The sequence below is a fragment of the Vibrio rhodolitus genome, assembly GCF_003350325.1.
GTDB classification, from domain to species: domain Bacteria; phylum Pseudomonadota; class Gammaproteobacteria; order Enterobacterales; family Vibrionaceae; genus Vibrio; species Vibrio rhodolitus.
On the sequence record NZ_QLYZ01000005.1, the window covers coordinates 94,544 to 113,659 of the forward strand.

18 protein-coding genes are annotated in these 19,116 nt (G+C 44.8%); 6 read left to right on the forward strand and 12 right to left on the reverse strand.

Annotation, left to right across the window (positions count from 1 at the left end; translation table 11 throughout):
- Positions 1 to 23 precede the first annotated feature (23 nt).
- Both DPF93_RS07050 and DPF93_RS07055 read right to left on the reverse strand, forming a co-directional pair.
- On the reverse strand, positions 24 to 941 hold the full coding sequence (locus tag DPF93_RS07050) for a polyprenyl-phosphate transporter (RefSeq protein ID WP_114765505.1): 918 nt from the start codon (positions 939 to 941) through the stop codon (positions 24 to 26).
- A 107-nt stretch (positions 942 to 1,048) separates the two neighbouring features.
- Positions 1,049 to 1,789 carry a PilZ domain-containing protein gene (locus tag DPF93_RS07055; protein WP_114765506.1) on the reverse strand — a complete coding sequence of 247 codons (741 nt, stop codon included), beginning with the start codon at positions 1,787 to 1,789 and terminating at the stop codon, positions 1,049 to 1,051.
- 164 nt (positions 1,790 to 1,953) lie between these two features.
- On the opposite strand from DPF93_RS07055, the gene DPF93_RS07060 reads away from it, so the two are divergent.
- On the forward strand, positions 1,954 to 2,235 hold the full coding sequence (locus DPF93_RS07060; RefSeq protein WP_114765507.1) for a GNAT family N-acetyltransferase: 282 nt from the start codon (positions 1,954 to 1,956) through the stop codon (positions 2,233 to 2,235).
- Between the two features lie 118 nt (positions 2,236 to 2,353).
- Here the strand turns inward: DPF93_RS07060 and DPF93_RS07065 are convergent, their stop codons facing one another.
- A complete protein-coding gene (locus tag DPF93_RS07065) occupies positions 2,354 to 2,845 on the reverse strand; it encodes a GNAT family N-acetyltransferase (RefSeq protein ID WP_114765508.1) in 492 nt (163 codons plus the stop codon).
- Positions 2,846 to 2,964: 119 nt separating this feature from the next.
- On the opposite strand from DPF93_RS07065, the gene DPF93_RS07070 reads away from it, so the two are divergent.
- Positions 2,965 to 4,143 carry an MFS transporter gene (locus DPF93_RS07070; protein ID WP_114765509.1) on the forward strand — a complete coding sequence of 393 codons (1,179 nt, stop codon included), beginning with the start codon at positions 2,965 to 2,967 and terminating at the stop codon, positions 4,141 to 4,143.
- Between the two features lie 88 nt (positions 4,144 to 4,231).
- Here the strand turns inward: DPF93_RS07070 and DPF93_RS07075 are convergent, their stop codons facing one another.
- The 9 genes from DPF93_RS07075 to deoD form a co-directional block, all read right to left on the reverse strand.
- On the reverse strand, positions 4,232 to 5,071 hold the full coding sequence (locus DPF93_RS07075; protein ID WP_114765510.1) for an energy-coupling factor transporter transmembrane component T family protein: 840 nt from the start codon (positions 5,069 to 5,071) through the stop codon (positions 4,232 to 4,234).
- Positions 5,068 to 6,762 carry an ABC transporter ATP-binding protein gene (locus DPF93_RS07080; RefSeq protein ID WP_114765511.1) on the reverse strand — a complete coding sequence of 565 codons (1,695 nt, stop codon included), beginning with the start codon at positions 6,760 to 6,762 and terminating at the stop codon, positions 5,068 to 5,070. The genes DPF93_RS07075 and DPF93_RS07080 overlap by 4 nt, the downstream gene beginning before the upstream one ends.
- Positions 6,763 to 6,765: 3 nt before the next feature.
- Complete coding sequence (locus DPF93_RS07085; protein ID WP_114765512.1) at positions 6,766 to 7,317, reverse strand: ECF-type riboflavin transporter substrate-binding protein; 552 nt, start codon at positions 7,315 to 7,317, stop codon at positions 6,766 to 6,768.
- A gap of 325 nt (positions 7,318 to 7,642) precedes the next feature.
- Complete coding sequence (locus tag DPF93_RS07090; protein WP_114765513.1) at positions 7,643 to 8,773, reverse strand: HlyD family secretion protein; 1,131 nt, start codon at positions 8,771 to 8,773, stop codon at positions 7,643 to 7,645.
- Between the two features lies 1 nt (position 8,774).
- On the reverse strand, positions 8,775 to 9,155 hold the full coding sequence (locus DPF93_RS07095; protein WP_114765514.1) for a DUF3302 domain-containing protein: 381 nt from the start codon (positions 9,153 to 9,155) through the stop codon (positions 8,775 to 8,777).
- 96 nt (positions 9,156 to 9,251) lie between these two features.
- Positions 9,252 to 10,832, reverse strand: coding sequence for a GGDEF domain-containing protein (locus DPF93_RS07100; protein WP_114765515.1), 1,581 nt, complete (start codon positions 10,830 to 10,832; stop codon positions 9,252 to 9,254).
- The gene (locus DPF93_RS07105) at positions 10,833 to 12,332 is read right to left on the reverse strand and encodes a tetratricopeptide repeat protein (RefSeq protein WP_114765516.1); all 1,500 of its coding nucleotides are present in this window, start codon (positions 12,330 to 12,332) and stop codon (positions 10,833 to 10,835) included.
- 138 nt (positions 12,333 to 12,470) lie between these two features.
- Positions 12,471 to 13,934 carry an IS1 family transposase gene (locus DPF93_RS07110; protein WP_114765517.1) on the reverse strand — a complete coding sequence of 488 codons (1,464 nt, stop codon included), beginning with the start codon at positions 13,932 to 13,934 and terminating at the stop codon, positions 12,471 to 12,473.
- A gap of 52 nt (positions 13,935 to 13,986) precedes the next feature.
- Positions 13,987 to 14,697 (reverse strand): purine-nucleoside phosphorylase, encoded by a 711-nt coding sequence (gene deoD, locus DPF93_RS07115; protein WP_114765518.1) that lies wholly within the window; start codon positions 14,695 to 14,697, stop codon positions 13,987 to 13,989.
- Positions 14,698 to 15,039: 342 nt separating this feature from the next.
- Here deoD and DPF93_RS07120 point away from each other — a divergent pair, with 342 nt between their 5' ends.
- Genes DPF93_RS07120 through DPF93_RS07135 form a run of 4 tightly spaced genes read left to right on the forward strand, consistent with a single transcriptional unit; the run spans position 15,040 to position 19,101 of the window.
- Positions 15,040 to 15,990, forward strand: coding sequence for a YbgA family protein (locus DPF93_RS07120; protein WP_114765666.1), 951 nt, complete (start codon positions 15,040 to 15,042; stop codon positions 15,988 to 15,990).
- Positions 15,980 to 16,777, forward strand: coding sequence for a MerR family transcriptional regulator (locus DPF93_RS07125; protein WP_114765519.1), 798 nt, complete (start codon positions 15,980 to 15,982; stop codon positions 16,775 to 16,777). Before DPF93_RS07120 ends, DPF93_RS07125 begins: the two co-directional genes overlap by 11 nt.
- 9 nt (positions 16,778 to 16,786) lie before the next feature.
- Positions 16,787 to 18,196 (forward strand): deoxyribodipyrimidine photo-lyase, encoded by a 1,410-nt coding sequence (gene phrB, locus DPF93_RS07130; RefSeq protein ID WP_114765520.1) that lies wholly within the window; start codon positions 16,787 to 16,789, stop codon positions 18,194 to 18,196.
- Positions 18,196 to 19,101 (forward strand): L,D-transpeptidase family protein, encoded by a 906-nt coding sequence (locus DPF93_RS07135; protein ID WP_114765521.1) that lies wholly within the window; start codon positions 18,196 to 18,198, stop codon positions 19,099 to 19,101. The genes phrB and DPF93_RS07135 overlap by 1 nt, the downstream gene beginning before the upstream one ends.
- Positions 19,102 to 19,116 lie beyond the last annotated feature (15 nt).

Consider the following 19,116-nt stretch of genomic DNA (forward strand, 5'->3'; position numbering starts at 1 on the left):
CAATACGCTTAGCTGACTGTTGCCTAACGCGTGCGCTCAGCATACTTTTCTAAGCCAAGTACTAGAGCGATAGCGGCTAGCATCATCACAACAGCAATACCGAGTTGAGATGGTTGATTAAATAGGTGTTCAAACTCAAATGGGGAGAGGTTGTGCTGAATAAGCGGGACTTCTTCACCTTTTGAATTAGTTCGCCATGTGATTGTCTCTTTCCAAGGCCAGATTTTTGGTAGTGTGCCAATCATTAAGCCAGTTAAGAACATTAGCGTGGTATCTCTAAAGCGTTTTAGTAGCCACGACAAAACGTGAGAAAAACTCAGTAGCCCGAGTACACAACCGGTTAGGAATAACGCGAGGATAGTAAAATCGAATGACTTCACTGCGGCCAGTACCGGTGTATACATGCCAATCAATAGCAGAATAAAGCTACCTGAAATCCCCGGTAAAATCATCGCACAAATCGCAATGGCGCCAGCGATCAAAATGTTGATGCTGGTTGGCTCCATATGCAGCGGTTTGAGAATAGTAATGCAGTAAGCGAATGCGACACCGAGTAGCAAAAATACCCAACGATTAATGGTTTTCTGCTCGACTTGTTTGAGAATATGGAACACCGAAACAAGAATAAGACCGAAGAAGAATGACCAAATTGGAATTGGATGGGTGACCAATAGCCAAGATATCAGCTTAGCAAGCGTGGCAATGCTGATAAATACTCCGCCGAACAGAGAGAGTAAAAAGAAACCATTGATATGGTTAAATGCCGCTTTAAAACCGTCTCGTTTCCAAATGCCGAGTAGGCTTGGGTTAATGCGACGAATGCTTTCCAGTAGCGTGTCATAAATGCCTGTAATAAAAGCGATTGTGCCGCCTGATACGCCGGGTACAACATCCGCTGCACCCATTGCGATACCTTTGAAAAATGTGCTCAAGTAATTCATGTTATTTTTCAGTGAAGTAAGATTAAACGAGTATACCTATTTTCTGTGGAAAAAGTATGAAAACCAAGATGACCGTGAGTGAGGTTTACTCACGGTTGATATCGTGTTCATTGCAAGGTGAGTTTACTACCATCGAATTTGAGATTGCTGAGTAGAGATTGGGCGATCTCTTTACCTAAATCATCAAAGATAACGCCATAGCGACGTTTTTGCGCGGCTTGTTTTACGTTGCAGATCCGTCCGCTTAACGGCTGGTATACCTGACCTTTACTGTTAGGCACTTTTAAGTGCAACGAAATTTCTTCGCCCACATTAAAAGGTCGAGTGAGGGATGGTGTGACATATAAGCAGCCGCTTTTTGACAAATCTTTAATTTCACAATCAATGCGGTGATTGGTGCTATGTACTTTCGCCTCTAAGTTCACTTCATAACGAGGCTCATTGCGCAGCGGCGAACTTTGCATCGTTTGTGGAATGGACATCGCAATCATGGCGATTGGTGCTCGGATGATGTGGAGTATCTGGCTGCGAAAAGTCAGAACAGCCCCCTCACCGCGCGGAGAGATTGCATTTAAGGTTGCCCAAAAACCTTCTTGAAAGAAGGCTTGTAGTCGATCTTCTGTTAGCTTTGGTAACTCGACTAAAATCATATGATTAGAGTGAGTACCTATCAGACGACTGGTGACACGAAATTGTGTACCAACTGGAGTAACAATACCAATATTAAGCTCCCGTCCATGATCAAGCATGGCGAGACCATCGACGCTGGTAATGGTCTTAAGGGCGCGGTTGTCTGAGTTGTTTTTCTGAATAGTTGAGTTAGTGGAAGTCCCGTTTGGGGTATTCATTTAGCCACCATTATCCCATTAGTATGTTTTTAGTTGTGCCAATTCGCGATGAGCTACCGACGACTTGAGGGAATATGCGTACAATTCTATTGAGGCTTGGCGCAGAGTTCAAACTACAATTGCTCTATATGTATGAGTCTATTGATAAATTATAGGTAAATATTATGCATGAAGTTACATTTAATCAAGATGCGAACGAGTTTCATGTGCTACTCGAAGGTGAGTTAAGTGCAGTGATGAAATTTGAGCGTGATGGCGATGTGTTTATCGTTACCTCAACTAAAGTACCGGAATCTTTGCAAGGCAAAGGTTATGGTAAGGTGATGATGGAAAGCGTTCTGCCGGTGATTGAGAGTATGGGAGTCAAAGTGTTGCCCAAATGCAGTTTTGTGGTGAGTTACTTAGAGCGCAATCCACAATGGCAGCATCTTAGAGTTGAGAATTAAGAATAAGATTTGAGAATTTAGAGCTGAGAGCTGAGAGCTGAGAGCTGAGAGCTGAGAGCTGAGAGGGCATAGTGGCATTTAGCCGTGCTATGCCCTCAAAGTATTGTTACATAGCGTATTAACGTTTGATGCGCGCCATGTAGTAAGTGTTTACATACTCGCCGTCGCGAAATACTGAACACTCCGCTTCACCTTCGACTACAAAACCAAATTTTTTATAGCAGGCGATTGCAGCGTGATTGTCGACATTCACTTCGATTTGAATGCGTTTGATTTGTAGCCAATTGTCGGCTAGATCGAGCACGGTTTCTATCAGCTTACTGGCGATACCTAAGCCATGGAAACTGTCATGCACGCCTAAACCAAAAGAGCCGCAGTGATTGAGCCTTGGTCGCTGTAAATGCTCAAAACCTATGTTGCCGACGACTTTGCCATCGACTTCGGCAACAAAACTATAGATGTTATCAGGCATACATTCTAAGCGCTTTTGCCACATAGCAGTGCTTGGTTTTGGCAGTTGGAGCGTTTCACGATGTGCTTTAGGTTGAGCATAAACCTCCGCCAGTGCTTCGGCATCTGATATTTGTGTAGGTCGCACGATAATTTCCATATACATCTCCAACGGTCATTGATTTCTATAAGATGCGGTTTTCAGTATAGAAAGTAAATATGTTTGAGTTTCCAATACGCTCTCAGTAACCTATCAAAGCTTTTTATAAGGAAACTTTGATGAACCACCTTTCTACGTGGAAAACTCCACACAACTTTTTAATGGCAATTTCCATCATCGTTCCCATCGCGTTTTCAAGTTGGATGGCACTGTTGAATAACTTTGTTATCGAACGAGCGAATTTTGATGGTGCTGATATTGGCTTACTGCAAAGCGTACGTGAAATTCCGGGCTTTCTTGCCTTTACGGTGATTTTCGTGCTGATGTTTATTCGTGAGCAACGTTTTATGTTGTTATCACTGGCGATGTTAACTTTGGGTACGGCACTGACCGGCTTTTTCCCTTCAGTGACGGGGTTGCTACTAACCACACTGTTGATGTCGACCGGCTTCCATTATTTTGAGACCTTGAAGCAGTCTTTGTCTTTACAGTGGTTAAGTAAGGAAGAAGCGCCAGAAGCCTTAGGTAAATATGTCTCGGTCGGCGCGTTAGCGTCGCTACTTACCTACGGCGCACTATGGGTGTGTTTGGAGATCCTGCAGCTAGAATTTAAGTGGATTTACCTGTTATTCGGCGGTGTAGGTTTTGCGTTGGTCTTATGGATAACGTTTAGCTTCCCTGAGTTTCAAGCCAATGTGACCCAGAATAAGAAATTAGTGCTGCGTAAGCGCTATTGGCTTTACTACGCGCTGACATTTATGAGTGGTGCGCGCCGCCAAATATTTACCGTGTTTGCGGGTTTCTTAATGGTGGAGCGCTTTGGTTACTCTGCTGCTGATATCACACTCCTTTTTTTAGCGAACTACGGTTTTAATTTCCTATTTGCAAAAAAAATTGGTCGTTTCATCGGACGCGTGGGGGAGCGCAAAGCACTGACGTTTGAATACATTGGCTTGATTGGTGTGTTTGTTGGCTACGCCTTTGTTGAAACTGCAGAGTGGGCTGCAGCACTGTATATCGTTGATCATCTGTTCTTTGCCCTAGCGTTGGCGATTAAGACTTATCTACAGAAGATTGCTGATCCGGCGGATATGGCTTCAACGGCAGGGGTCTCCTTTACTATCAACCATATTGCCGCAGTCGTCATCCCAGTGACGTTTGGCTTTATTTGGCTAGTGTCACCAGCGGCAGTGTTCTTTATTGGTGCGGCGATGGCAGCCATCTCATTGCTACTCTCTTTGAATATTCCCGCTAAGCCGGAAGCAGGCAACGAAGTACGTATTTTGAAGTGGAGTTAATCGCTTTCCACGCAAGAATGGAATAACGGCTAGATAGCAAAAGAGGCTCGATTGAGCCTCTTTTTTGTATCGGTACTTGCGAATGGTATTAGAACGGATACCAGAACAGTTGTGTATCAAAGTAGCGTTTGACTAACGCGGCGATAACAACAAGCGCAATAAAACCAAGCATCGACTTATCGGTTGATGTCAGCGGACGCATGCTGTACCAAGTGCGACCTTTATTGCGACCAAAGCCACGTAGAATCATCGCATTTGAAATCTCATCGGCACGGTCTAGGCTAGAGAAAATCAAAGGCCCCAGGATTTTCGCCACGTTCTGAATACGTGTGAATAATGGGGCATTCTTTGATAAATCTAAACCACGAGCCTGCTGAGCGTGCATGATGTTGATAAAGTCCTTTTTCACTTCAGGCAAGTAGCGCAAAGTAAGGCTAACGGCGTAAGCGATTTTGTAAGGCACGCCAATGCGGTTCAAGCTTGCCGCAAACTCAGTTGGGTGGGTGGTAAACACAAACACCAACGCAATAGGGAACATGCTAAAGTACTTAAGTGTCACGGTAACCAAGTAAAATAGCGTTTCTTGGGTAATTGAGTATGGACCAGGCAGCTCAACCAGTACGTTGCTCGAACCTAAATACTCAGTACCTTGCTGCGGCGCGAGCATAAACATAAACAGCGCATTCATCATCAAGACACTGACCGTACCAATCAACAATGGTTTGTAGACTGATACTGGCACTTTAGTCATCTTTAGTAACAGTAGACCTGTGACGATGAGCGTACAGATGATACGCAAATCGAAGGTAGTGAGTACCACTGTCACCCAAGCCATGAACAGCACGAACTTGGTAATACCATTTAGTTTATGCAATGGTGAATGGGTATCAACATAGCTGATACCAAACTTCATTTTTGAACTATTCATGCGGCTGGCTTCTCTAGGGCGATGAATGCTTGCATAAACTGGTTTTTATCCTCGATATGCAGTTTTTCTGCTAAGTCGTAAAGACTGGTAGTGGTTAAATTGGCTTTTTCTAACAGCGCTGGTTCGCTGAATACTTGCGTCATTGGCTCATCGGCGATCAGCTTGCTATCCGCAATCACTACTGAACGAGTGGTGTATTCAAGAACTAGGTGCATATCATGCGAAATGATGATCACTGTAATGCCGAGTTCACGATTTAGCTTCTGTACAAAGGCCAACATCGAGGTGTAGTTACGATAGTCTTGACCTGCCGTTGGTTCATCAAGAATCAACAGTTTTGGTTCCATCACTAGAATAGAGGCAATCGTGACACGCTTTTTCTGACCGTAGCTCAATGCTTCGATTGGCCAGTGGCGATATTTACTCAGACCACAAAGCTCCAGAACTGCCTCAACTTTATCGTTAATTGCGCTTTCGCGAAGCCCTTGGTTACGTAAGCCAAATGCTACTTCATCAAAGATCATATGATGAGAAATCATATGATTCGGGTTTTGCATCACGACACCAATTTTTTGGCTACGCTCAAAAATGTTAAGTGTTGAGATATCTTGACCGTCAAAGTGGATGCTGCCTGCATCAGGTTCAATAACACCCATGATTAGTTTAGTAATGGTCGATTTGCCTGAACCATTTTTGCCTAAGATTGACACAAATTCGCCAGGCTGTACGTCAAAAGAAACCGCTTCCAGTGCATTGCGCTCACCATCGTATGAATAGGTAAGGTCGCGAATCTTTAGCAGAGGGTCAATGGCGTTACTTGAATCTTGTGCTGGCGTTTTTGTTGCCCAGTCACTAAACGCTTGCTGATATTGCGCTACTGGCAAGTTAGCTAGCGACGACGGTTTATCTGCAACTGTCACTGTGCAGTCGGCCGCTTTAAGCGCTGACAAGTAAAGTGGTTCACGAATACCATGCTGTGCCAATAAAGGGGAAGTTAGCAGTTCATCTGGCGTCATATCTGCAACAACTTCGCCTTGCTCCATCAAAATGATGCGATCGACAGGGCGGTGCAGAACATCTTCTAAGCGGTGCTCGATGATGACAATGGTTTTGTTGGTACGATTATGTAGTTCGTCAATGATTTCTATCGTTTTGCGGCCCGTTTTCGGGTCGAGTGCTGCTAGTGGTTCATCAAATAGCAGAATATCAACATCATCAACCAGAATGCCCGCTAGAGATACACGTTGTTTTTGACCACCAGATAGATCGTGTGGTGAACGCTCAAGCATATCTTCTAGTTCAACCATCTTGGCTGTTGCTTTCACTAGCGGATACATTTCGATGTTGGAAACCAGTTGGTTTTCAAGTGCAAAAGCGATGTCTTCGCCGATGCTAAGGCCGACAAATTGGCTATCGGTATCTTGCAATACAGTGCCAACCTGTTCGGTATAAGCATGCAGGTCCAATTCAGAGGAAAGTTTGCCACCGATGCTCAATGAGCCAGTGATCTCACCTTCGATTGAATGCGGGATTAAGCCATTTAGACACTGTCCAAGGGTAGACTTACCGCTACCACTTGGACCAATAATGACGATTTTCTCTCCTTTCTCTATCCTTAGATTGATATTTTTTAGTGTCGGTTTATCCAGCGACTTATATCTAAAAGAGAAGTTAGAAAATTCGATAGTCATTAATTATTTAGCCTCGGTAAGGTTGCGACCCATCGCATTGCGTTTAGCAACGTTTTTCATGATGAAGAAACCTACGATAGCAATCAGTACAGTATTACCTGCAGCGATAATGGTTAGCTGAGTGAAGACTTTAGTAAATGGTTCAGCGTACAAGATGGTATCGAGGAAGGCTGAGCAGCCGTAGCCCACCACGTTACCGACAAAGGCGAGAATAACAAACAGTACAAAGTCTTTGTTGCTAAAGATGCCTTTTTCAAGGTTACCTTTAGTCATCGCTGAGTAGAAACCAATGGTGAGACCTACAATACCTGAGCCTAAAACCCAAGTTAGCCATACGCCCCAACCTGCAAATAAGTCTGTTACCCAGTGACCAATAAAGCCAACCAAAAAGCCAACAAGAGGACCAAAAAGAACAGAGAATAGCGCTAGCACAGCCATAGCTGGTTTTAGGGTTGTATTGGCAAATACTGGGATGCCAAACATAGGTAAGCCACCAATGCCGTATAGTGCTGCACCAATCGCGATAACAACAACGGTTTTAGCTGAAAGATTCATAGATAACCAATGTCCTGAAAGTTTAATAAGCTATTTATAAGCTCAGTTTAGAATAGTTGTATGAGACTTTTGTCACATTTAGGGCGCGGATTATACATAACTATTGGCATGATGGAAAGCTAACTGTCTAGACGTCCAAATACTTTTTTAGCTCTATTTAGATTGATTAGAGCTTTTTATTTTTAGTTTCTATTTTTTCAGTGTCTTAGGTGTAAAGTTGCTATGTTATGGCACGCTGTTTCTCGTGAGATAAAGTTGCTTTTGATAGCTATTCAAGTAACTGTATGGGCTAGTTGACAGTTACTTGAATAGTAGCGAGATAAATCTAGTGATCTAAATAGAGATAGTTTTGCCAACTCTTCATGCGGATAAGAACTTTACGCATGATTGAGACGTGAGTGAAGCTGTCGGAATAAACGGCAACTTCGACGGCTGTGCCCATTGGTAGTTGATATTGCTCGATATCATCGGTCACTTTTAAGGTAACAAATACTCGTCCGCTGGTGCGTAATGCCTCAGTGCCAACTAGTGCGCCCCTTGCTTGAAATTGGCTTTCACCAATCGCGGGTAGAACGTCAATCACTTTGCCTTTAAATACTTTGCCCGGCAATGCGCGAAAGATAAATTCAGCCTCAAAACCACTTCGAAGTCGCTGCAGAGAATTTTGTCTAAAGGCGGCGGTATAGACTAACTCTTCGGTGTGTACAAAGGTCATGACTGGAGCTAGTGGTAAAGGTACCGCCATCACGCCAGGTCGGAGGGCTAATTGCGTGGCAAAGCCATCGGTTGGCGCATAGACCGTGGTTTGTTCGAGATTGAATTCCGCTTTTCTCAGATCTGCCAACAATCCTGCAACAGCCGTGTTTTCCCCTCCAATTTCTGAATCCAAGGCGATTTGAGCCTGTTCGATATTGGTGTTGGCGACCTTGACCGTTGCTTCAGCTGCCTTAAACGCTTGTCTACGAGTATCGAGTTGTTGTTCTGTAAAAGCGCCTTTATCGAATCCACGTTGGTAACGATTAAACTCACGTAGCGCTTTGTCGCGCTCGGCAACAGCTTTGGCTAAAGCCGCTTCTGTTTCTTGCAGCTTGGCTTCAAGTCCAAGAGCGCCTTGGTTAGCTTCCTTTACTTTTGCTCTGAGTTTATCAACCTCAGCTTGATAAGGCACAGGATCGATTTGAAATAGCACATCGCCCTGTTTCAAAGGCTGATTAGGTTCAACTGGCACATCAATAACGCGCCCGCGGACACCGGACACAATGGGTGTTGATGAAAAGACTTGATTACCAATCTGAGTGTAAGGGTGGTTATAGTTCATTAATAAGATAAGTGTGCCGATAAGCACCACACCGCCTAATACGGCGGTGGGTACCGTCCACTTGTTCAAAGGAATATTAAATACCTTGAACACGGTAATACAAAGTGCGGCATAGGTGAGGATAAGTAGTAAATCCATATTACTTCTCCTCCGTTTGGTTTACTTGGGTCGGCGGGTTGAGATTAGCTTGTTGTTGTAAAGCGTGAACATCTTTTTGCAGTGCTTCGACCTGATCAATCAGAGTTTCAAGTCGGTGGTGCAAATCATGTTGCTCTTCTTCCAAGCGATGGAAGCCCCAACCTCGCTCTTTACGCCATAGCGTTGCCCAGATCCATAAGAAGGGCCAAAGTACATGTAGCGTAAATAGGCTGACCCAACCAGCATAATGAATGGCATCTTGATGAGGGTGCTCGCGGCTTTTGGCAATTTCGTAAGGAATATCATGAATGGCAATTACGCCATAAAAGAGAACCAGTACTACAAATATCAGTAAACCCAGCGCAAAATAGTCGAGGAACATAACCACCATCCTTGTCATTTTCTTTATTCTTGAAGTATAGAAACAAGATCATCACAAGGAGGCTGAATTTAAGATTTTTTCTGAAAAATGAGCGATCTACTCACTACAAACTTGGTTACGTCCGTTTGCTTTAGCACGATACAGAGCTTTATCCGCGCGATAGAAAGTACGTTGAGTATTTTCGCCTTCACGATGCAGAGTCACGCCAATACTCACAGTGAGTCCGCGTTCACCCAGCACTTCTTGCCAATTATATTGGAAGATTCGATCGCGATAGTTTTCGGCGTGCATCTCTGCTTGGGCTAAATTAGCTTTTTCTATAATGACCAAGAATTCCTCACCGCCAAAGCGGACACAAGAAGCGCCTTTAAAACGGAAGTAACCCGCTAGTTCGCTCGACACACTCACGATGGCTTTATCGCCAACTAAGTGACTTAACTCATCATTGATCGATTTGAAGTGGTCAATATCAACCACGAGCAGCGCAAATGGTACTTCATGCAATAACAAGTCTTTAAGCTTAACGTCCAACCAGCGTCGGTTGTGTAAACCCGTCAATGGATCAGTAAACACGTCTTGTTGCAGTTTGGCTACGGTGTGTTTTTGGCTTTCAGTGGTTTCTTTTAACTCGCGGTTTTCAATTTCCGATAAGATTAGTTTAAGTTGCAGTTCAAAGCGTGATAGGCGGCGCAGCTGCCCAGAACCCAATTCGGTGATAGGGACTTTTTTCATCAAATCACTTTCAATACGAAACGCGCAGTGTTGATACTCAAGCGCTTTTTTGAAATCTTGCTGCTTTTCACACACAGCCGCGAGTGAGTTGCAAAGCCTTAAATTGAGGATTGGCGAGCCTTCTTTTTGAATCCTTGCATGGGCGCTTTCTAACACCCAATTGGCAAGATGGATTTTTTCTGCATCATTTAAACAGCTGCCTAATTCCATACGAATCATATTGGAAAGCCAGTTCGAGTTGATGTTGCCCGCGGCGTACTTTACATGACCAAGGCAGCGCATCGCTTCTTCCAGCAGACCTTGCTGGCGTAATAGTTTTGCTTGGTAGAGAAGAATTTGTCCCGCTAGTACTTTATCACTGACTAAGATACTTAGCTCTTCACACTCTGAGATAAGTTCTTTCGCCGACTTGGTTCGGCGAAGATCGATCAAACATGCTAATTTATACAATTTATAGCGCAGGCGCAGTGAACGGCTGCTAATGGCATGATCAATACTGTCGATTTTTTGGTAATAGCGCAGCGCGCGAGCATGGTCCCCGTAGGCATCGCACAGGTTACCCATGCCGATTACTGCCTTAACATACGCGTCAATTTTGCTGGCTTCGACAGCAATCGAGGAGGCGGCTACGTATTCGTTTAGTGCCGCAGCAAAATCACCCTGATCAACCAGACGATCGGCAAGATAGCTGCGTACTTCAAGAATATGCTCAGCATCTTGAGGCAAGGTTAATAACTCAAGCGCGGCTCTTAGCTCATTTATGCTTTCGGGAAACTGTTTGAGCGAGGTGCGAAATTCGGCACTGATCACCAAAGATTGGGCTTTTTCTTGCGGTGTTGTGGCGACATGTTTACGCACATGTCGCCAAAAAATCAGCGCTTCTTCACCTGCAACGGAAGAGGCATCAAGACCAGCATCTGAAATTTTATTTAAAAACGCTTCCATCTATAGTTCTTCCGAAATTGAAGTTGACTCAGTCCCAAAACTCAAATGAGCTTGCTGCTCAAGCTGTTCCAGCGTAAATGGGAAAGTTAAAATGTCATACAACTCGACATGGGGTAATTCTTTGCTGATCCCGCGTCGTGCCCAAGGATAGATTTCTACCATCTTGGACATGACGTCATAGATTCTTTCGGCATTTTCACCGGTTTCAGCAATCAGAATGCCGACACGCTCTGGGCTCAAGCGTGCCAATATGTCGCTTTGATTACATAGGGTATGGGCAAGTTCAATACAAATGTCGAGACATTCGCTTTGAGAGTGATGCAAAACAATAACCGCATAGTTGGCTTGTTTGAGCTGGGTTTTAAATAGAACCAGTTGCTCCCACCAGTAGTTTTCTGACACCGCCTGACGCATGTGTTTATCGGGATCATACTCGTACTGACCACGAATGCGATTGATGAGCTTTAATGCTCGCTTTTCTAAGAGACGTTTAGACGCTCGCGCTTTATCATTGCCTTCGCGGCTAGTTTGCTCGCGCAGAATGCTGGTGGAATGGTCACGGTATTTTTTGAACGCTTCCAAGGCAATTTGGTAATCACCCACCTCTTCGGCAACCCGCGATTGTTGAAAATAGATTTGCGATAGCAGTTCACCATCATCAAAGCTATTTGCCGCACGTTCGGCAAGTTGTAATAGCTCAGAGGATTTAGAGGGTTGTTTGCGCAGAAGTTCAAGGCGTGCACGACTGACGAAAGAGTGAGCGCGCATCCAAACCAGATTATTTTGTTCAACCAGTCTTTGTGCTTTGAGCGTGGCTTTATCCGCATCCTCTAGTCTTTCAAGACCAAGTAGGGCAAGACCGCGGAAATCCCAGATTTCGGCATGCCAAGTAGTATCATGATGATGTTGCAGTGCTTCTTCGGCGCCATCAAGAATCGACAGCATCTCAATATAGTTGCCAAGGAGATAATGGTCCCAAGCGAGTAGAATTCTTGCTTTGCCCTCAAGCCAATCGATGCGCATATTATTGGCAACTTTAACTGCAAGTTCGTGGGTATTTTGCGCCAGTTCGTATTCGCGTAGTACGCGCCATACATTGCCCAAGCCGATTAAAGATTCAATCTGAATTTCTACCTGATCGACCAGTGCAGATTGCTCAAGTGATTTGATCCAAAATTGCTGCGCCGAGTAGAACTTGGCTTGCCCCCAATATTGCAGCGCATGAACATGGAGTATTTCGGGCAGGGCGTCGTCATTATCGATTTGGTTTATCTTGTTGTACGCCTCTTTAATGCGTTTAAGACCTTTGCGGTAATCCATTAACGCCCAGTAACAACGTGAGATAATAATAAGACTGTCAATGACACCCTCAGGGAATAGGATCTGATTGGCTTTTGCCGCGCACACCTCAGCAGCTTCAAGCACCTGTTGTGGCTCAGATTCAATACGTAATCTGAGTTTCTCGAGTTCTGTGGTAAGCAGATGCTGGCTTTTGTCCAATGATGTAGTCCTTCACAGCTGGTTTTTCAAAGCGGCGGTCATTTCATACTTTTGCATTATAAAAAAAGTACACTTTTATGTGCCATAAAAAGTGCTATCTAAGCGACGGTTTAATGGCGGACTTCACATTAATGACGATTATGAAAGCAATTCGCGTAATGCCATCGGTGAGGATGTTAACCCCAACGCTTGCGCCGCCGTGACGCCAGACCTATTTTGGTAGCACAAATTATGCCATGCTCTAAATATATCGAGTACTGGCAACAGCCCTGCAGGTCTAAGTTTGCGGCGTGGCTCATTGATAAAGCTTTCAAGCAGCAGTTGGAAGCGAGCCTGATAGAAGGCTGTTTGTTCTATGCTGGCTTTTTGTAGCCAAAGTTTTGGCGTGTTGCGATTACCAGCCAGATAACAAATCCCTTTTGCCTCTTGTTTGGATTGACAGATGGCCCAGCGATCACGCCACCACCCCATATGGACGATATCGACCTTATCAATCGGCAAGTCTTTGCCCCATTGACCATCAACGTACATCAAGTCGATGCTATTTTTTTTAATGCGCGGCAAGCTTACGCTTAGTGCAGCGGAACGCAGCAGTGGATCTTGAGGTAAATAGATCGTCACTCTGCTTTCATCTGGGCACAAACTCAGCACATGCATAAAGTGAGCGTATGACGTATAAGGTGGACGAATCAATGCTCCTTTGGATGGGTAGTGGAAGTTGGTGAGATTGCCCATTGGATCTTCCACATTACCTCGTGCCAATATCATCTGATATTGCTGATCAATACGTTCCCTTAAATCTTGCGCTGGTTTCGCCGGCGCTTGACTGGCTTCGGTGCTGTATTGGTAAGGCACATAACGAGCGGGTGTAGCAAAAGGGTTGTGATCAATCTCGCCGCACGGCTCCTCATTGGGAGAGTAGTTGACGTTTTGACACAAGATATAACCAGATTGGGCGTCACCAGTTGCGAGCCAAAACACGCCATTGTTGCTTTTCGGCTGCAGAGGCACGTAGTGAGAGGCAAGCTCAAATTGCTCAGCATGGTTAACCCAGCGAGCATCAAACATGGCTAACTTACGACGGCAACGACTCGCAATATGTTCAATGTGGTCATAGAAGGTTTTTGGATTAATCGCCAACTTACGGCAGATTTCGCGTACTGAATAGCCAGTAAATAGCAAAGCGAGCAAGCTCTCTTGAAACTCGAGCTTATTATTGTTGCCGGACCATTTATCGACAAAAGTTTGTTGGCAGCATTTGCAGCGATAGCGTTGACGATCGCCACTATAGCCAAAGGCATGATAGAGGTGTTTGTGAGTATGTACCGACAGGCCGAAGTTTTCACAGCCTTGTTTTTGACACGCAGGCAAACCCGCGCAGTGATAACTTCTCAGGCGTTGAAGCTCATTAAGCACTTCTTGATTATTAAGTAAGGGGGGGAAAGCACCACACTCACGACAAACCATAGCTGGTCGTTTAGGGTTCGTATGTTGAACAATATATCGTTCAGCATCACTCAATCCAAAGTTGTCACACGCCAATGTTTTACAAAAGTTGAGCTGTAACCCGTTCGCTTCCGCAGGCAAATCGCCAGACGCCACAATCGCCCCCTCAGGATATTAGGTTTTGCCAGCCATGAGACTGGCAAATTGATTAAACGTTAATCGCTGTTTCTAGAGCGACTTTCATCATGTCATTGAACGATTTTTGACGCTCTTCTGAGCTCAGCTTTTCACCACGAATGATGTGGTCTGAAACAGTCAGAATTGTTAGGGCTTTTGCGCCTAAGTCCGCAGCAACGCCGTAAATACCAGCCGCTTCCATATCAACACCTAAAATGCCAAGTTTTTCCATTTTTTCAAAGATGTCGGCTTCTGGGGTGTAGAAAAGGTCCGCAGAGAACACGTTACCAACTTTAACTGGCACGTTTTGAGCGCGAGCTTGAGAAACTGCTTCTTCCAATAGACCAAAATCTGCAATTGCGGCGAAATCGTGGTCATTAAAGCGAATGCGGTTCACTTTAGAGTCTGTTGACGCGCCCATACCAATCACAACGTCCATCAATTTAACGTCATCACGAACCGCGCCACAGCTGCCCACGCGAATAACGTTTTTCACGCCGTACTCAGCAATTAACTCGTGAACGTAAATACAGCAAGATGGGATACCCATACCATGTCCCATGACTGACACACGCTTACCTTTGTAAGTCCCTGTGTAGCCGAACATATTGCGCACATCGCAAACTTGCTCAACGTCTTCTAGGAAGGTTTCTGCAATGTATTTTGCACGCAGTGGATCGCCCGGCATAAGAACGGTTTCAGCGAAATCACCTGGTTTTGCATTGATGTGTGGGGTAGCCATAGTTTTGCTCCAATATTCTAAGGAGTACAACAGATAGTAACTAATTCTGTTGAACTGAGAAATGTTTGTTGAGGCAATACTAGCTAGATAAAACCTGTCTCCATGAGATTTTCGTCACAAAACTCGGGGGTGGAACAAAAATATCGCGTATTGATAACCAAATCTGTTGAAAGTCTAAAGGCAATCGATTGAATCTTTTTTCTCTTCCGTAGTGATCGATTTAGTTGTCGCGATACTAAAAGTTGTACCAAAAATAATTTTGTACAATTAGTCTGTTTTGTGCTTATACTTGTACATAAATAAAAATTGTACAACCAATCAAATGAGTGCGGAGTGAAGATCATGGAAGCGAGCATTAAAGTAGGTATCAGTGCATGTGTGTTAGGTGAGAAAGTACGATTCGACGCAGGACACAAACTAAGTCGTTTTGTCACCAAAGAATTGGCGAACGTATTTGAGTTTGTCTCAGTGTGTCCTGAAGTGGAATCGGGTATGCCAGTGCCAAGACCAACTATCCGTCTTATGACCAATGAAGAACGCATTACTTTGGTGGAAACCAAAGACGCGACCAAAGATCACACGCAATCTATGCTCGACTTTTCTGCCAAGCGAGTCGATCAGTTAAGCAAACAAGATCTATGTGGTTACATCGTCTGCGCTAAATCGCCAACTTGCGGCATGGAGCGCGTAAAAGTGTACGGTAAGAACAATGCGGATAAAGTCGGCATTGGCTTGTACACCAAAGAGTTAATGGAACGTATGCCTTGGTTGCCTGTAGAAGAAGATGGTCGCTTAAATGATCCGGTTCTCAAAGAGAACTTCGTCACTCGAGTGTATTGCTTGAAAGACTTTTATGACTCGATGGGCGGTGAACCAACAGCGGGTAAAATTGTTGCCTTCCATTCTCGCTACAAACTGACTTTGATGGCACATCATCCTCAGTCCTATAAATCGCTAGGCAAACTTGTCGCAGACGTTGCCAATTATGATCTGGAAGAGTTCTACCAGCTCTACCGAACGGGTCTGATGCAAGCGATGGCAAATCGCGCTAGTAGAAAAAATAACACCAATGTCTTGATGCATATTCAAGGTTATTTTAAACGCGATCTGAACGCCAACGAGAAAGCAGAGCTTTGCCAAGTGATTGATGATTATCGTCAAGGGTTGCTGCCATTGCTGGCGCCGATGACGCTACTGAAGCATCATATGCAGCGCACGCCAAACGAATACCTACAAAACCAAGCCTTTTTAAATCCATATCCAGAGGAGTTACGTCTACGCTATGCATTGTGAAGAAAAGTTATACGCAATAAGAGAAGTTTCAGAGCTCACGGGCATAAAGCCTGTGACTCTAAGAGCATGGCAGCGTCGCTATAATATTATTCAGCCGGAACGTACTGAAAAAGGTCACCGACTCTATACTGAGCAACATATCGAGCAAATCAAAGTGATCCAAGGTTGGCTGGAAAAGGGCGTCGCAATTGGCAAAGTCAAAGCGTTGCTCGAAAGCGGAGTGGATAGCGTTGAGAGTGAAGTTAGCAGCGAGCACTTAGACGAAGTTGAACAAATGCTTGCTGCACTTGCGATGCTAAACAAGAGCAAAGCTGACTCTGTGTTGGGGCAAGTCTGTAAGGAATACCCGCTTGATATTATCAATGCGCGATTTATTCAACCGGCAACTGATGCGCTCAAACAAGTAAAACGCAGTCAACAAAGCCTGCAATATGGCATGTTTCAATCTTTAGTTTTGGACAAGCTCTCTTCTATTTTGGAAGCTGAAAACAAAGTAGCAAGGCGCGGAAAGTGCTTGTTGGTTAGCTATGACTCGCTTGGTTCGATTGAGCTTAGGCTTTGGGCACTGAAATTAGCCGATAACGGATACAACATCAGCTTTATTGAAGCAGTAGAAGATGTCAGTGCTCTGGTGGATCATCCAACATTAGCCAAGCATCAGGCGGTCTCGATTTTTGCGGCGCAGGCACCAGCACAAGTGCAATTAAAATCGATAAGCAAGTTGGCTGAGAAAATGGGTGAGGCATTTTTACCTAGCCCACTGGTCGAATCTTTAATTCAAGTATAGGGACATAAGATGCAAATAGTGTGGTTGCGACGTGATTTACGAGTGGAGGACAATAGCGCGTTGCACCAAGCCATCGCGTCCGGTAAGCAGGTGGTTGCGGTATTCACCGCGACCCCAAAAACGTGGAGTGAACATCATCTTGCTCCCATACAGGCAGATCTGATTTATCGTCGCTTGTTTGAATTGCAAGCTGATCTTGCTGAGCTAAATATTCCGTTGCTCTATCAGCAAGTGGAGACTTTTGAACAAAGTGTTGAATGGCTAAAAGAGCTCTCGAAAACGCTTGACGCAAGTCGAATCGTATTCAACAAAGAATATGAATGGAACGAGTGCCAGCGAGATCAGGCGTTAGTTGATAGCGCGGATTGTGAAGTCGCGAGTTTCGATGATAAATGCTTATTTGCTCCCGGCACTGTTTTCAATAAACAGGGGGACTACTTTAAAGTCTTTACGCCATTTAAGAAGCACTGCCTTGCCAAGTTTGAACAATACCCGGTGACGACTGCGCCTCGAGTAATGTGTGAGACAGATGTCGACCAGTCAGAATTTGAGTCGCTAATATTCTCGGCAAGTTCACCGTTTGACTACCCAAGAGAGTCGAGTCAGCATTATGTGGTTGAGACGAAGGGAATTCGTCAGATCTTGCGCGATTTTTGCCGACAAGATATCGATGATTACCAAGAGCTGCGCGATTTTCCTGCCATCGAGGGGACGAGTCGATTGTCGCCTTATCTTGCAATAGGTGCGTTGTCCGTACGTCAATGCACTGCGAGGTTGATGTTCGGTGAAACTCCGCACTTGAGTACTGGGCGCCAAACTTGGTTAAGTGAACTTATTTGGCGCGATTTTTATCAGCATTTAATTTATTTTGAGCCAAAATTATCTAAAGGACGCAACTTCGTCAGTTGGACAGAAAAAGTAACGTGGCTTAGCAATGAAAGCTATTTATCAGCGTGGCAATTGGGGAACACAGGTTACCCTATTGTAGATGCGGCAATGCGTCAGTTAAACGCCACGGGGTGGATGCACAATCGTTTAAGAATGATTGTGGCAAGTTTTCTTACCAAGGATCTTCATATCCATTGGCATGAAGGCGAGAGATACTTTATGTACAAGCTGATTGATGGTGATTATGCCGCCAATAACGGCGGCTGGCAGTGGAGTGCGTCGACCGGTTGTGATGGTCAACCTTATTTCCGCATTTTTAACCCTGTCACTCAGGGCGAGCGTTTTGATCCTAAAGGTGAGTTCGTACGCCGTTGGATACCAGAGCTTACAGCTGTGCCTGATAAGTATGTTCATAAGCCTTGGCTATGGAACAATGTAAATACCTTGTCATATCCGCATCCAATAGTTGATCACAAAAGCGAAAGAGAGCTAACCTTACGCCTCTTTCAAGATGCCAAGGATTCTTTGTAATGCTGCGTAAGCTGCTCCTTATCTTTAGTTGTTTCAGTGCTTCTGCATGGGCAACGAGTTATCAATTGCCACCAGAAGGCAGCAATATCGTCGGTAAAATCCAGTTTCATCAGATCCAAAAAGGTGAAAGCATGGCGGATATTGCCAAGCAATATGATATTGGTTTTCTTGCGCTGATGGCGGCAAACCAGGGGGTAGACCCGTTTCTGCCTGCTGAAGGTTATGTGTTAACTATCCCAACTCAAGTGATCTTACCTAACGTGGCTCGTGAAGGTATCGTGATCAATTTGGCAGAGTTGCGTCTGTATTACTTTGAGCCGAAAAGTGACATCGTACATATCTTCCCGGTGGGTATTGGTCGTATCGGGCGTGACACGCCAGAGATGGTAACCAAGATCAGTCAAAAACGCCCAAACCCGACTTGGACGCCACCAAATTCGATTCGTAAAGAGTACGCAGCGAAAGGTATTGAGCTTCCAGCGGTGGTTCCCGCCGGTCCTGACAACCCACTTGGTGAATATGCGCTGCGCCTTGCTCATGGCAAGGGAGACTATTTGATCCACGGTACTAATAAAGACTTTGGCATTGGGATGCGTGTCAGCGCTGGCTGCATTCGAATGGATCCAAAAGATATTGAGTGGTTGTTTGAGCAAGTTAATTTGGGCGTGAAAGTCACCGTTATCAACGAGCCTGTGAAGCTAAGTTTAGAGCCAGACCGCAGCGTTTATTTGGAAGCTCATGAGCCATTAACTCGCAGTGACGGCAGCAAGAAAATCCTTGGTGTACCCGAGGAGTTGACTTGGTGGTTACAAGCTATGAATAAGTCAGATTCTAAAGCTCGCGCTGTGATTTTGGCGCAAAACGGTGTGCCAGTTGAAATCGTTGAACCACATGGAGTGGAGTAACGTTAATCGAGAGTG

Bases quoted from the DNA above. Each gene is read 5' to 3' on its own strand.
- DPF93_RS07065 (WP_114765508.1), bottom strand. From the start codon at position 2,845: ATGGAAATTATCGTGCGACCTACACAAATATCAGATGCCGAAGCACTG.
- DPF93_RS07080 (WP_114765511.1), bottom strand. From the start codon at position 6,762: ATGACTATCGAATTTTCTAACTTCTCTTTTAGATATAAGTCGCTGGAT.
- DPF93_RS07125 (WP_114765519.1), top strand. From the start codon at position 15,980: ATGCATTGTGAAGAAAAGTTATACGCAATAAGAGAAGTTTCAGAGCTC.
- DPF93_RS07120 (WP_114765666.1), top strand. From the start codon at position 15,040: ATGGAAGCGAGCATTAAAGTAGGTATCAGTGCATGTGTGTTAGGTGAG.
- DPF93_RS07085 (WP_114765512.1), bottom strand. From the start codon at position 7,317: ATGAATCTTTCAGCTAAAACCGTTGTTGTTATCGCGATTGGTGCAGCA.
- deoD (WP_114765518.1), bottom strand. From the start codon at position 14,697: ATGGCTACCCCACACATCAATGCAAAACCAGGTGATTTCGCTGAAACC.
- DPF93_RS07075 (WP_114765510.1), bottom strand. From the start codon at position 5,071: ATGAATAGTTCAAAAATGAAGTTTGGTATCAGCTATGTTGATACCCAT.
- DPF93_RS07070 (WP_114765509.1), top strand. From the start codon at position 2,965: ATGAACCACCTTTCTACGTGGAAAACTCCACACAACTTTTTAATGGCA.
- DPF93_RS07090 (WP_114765513.1), bottom strand. From the start codon at position 8,773: ATGGATTTACTACTTATCCTCACCTATGCCGCACTTTGTATTACCGTG.
- DPF93_RS07135 (WP_114765521.1), top strand. From the start codon at position 18,196: ATGCTGCGTAAGCTGCTCCTTATCTTTAGTTGTTTCAGTGCTTCTGCA.
- DPF93_RS07050 (WP_114765505.1), bottom strand. From the start codon at position 941: ATGAATTACTTGAGCACATTTTTCAAAGGTATCGCAATGGGTGCAGCG.
- DPF93_RS07095 (WP_114765514.1), bottom strand. From the start codon at position 9,155: ATGTTCCTCGACTATTTTGCGCTGGGTTTACTGATATTTGTAGTACTG.
- DPF93_RS07055 (WP_114765506.1), bottom strand. From the start codon at position 1,789: ATGAATACCCCAAACGGGACTTCCACTAACTCAACTATTCAGAAAAAC.
- DPF93_RS07100 (WP_114765515.1), bottom strand. From the start codon at position 10,832: ATGGAAGCGTTTTTAAATAAAATTTCAGATGCTGGTCTTGATGCCTCT.
- phrB (WP_114765520.1), top strand. From the start codon at position 16,787: ATGCAAATAGTGTGGTTGCGACGTGATTTACGAGTGGAGGACAATAGC.
- DPF93_RS07060 (WP_114765507.1), top strand. From the start codon at position 1,954: ATGCATGAAGTTACATTTAATCAAGATGCGAACGAGTTTCATGTGCTA.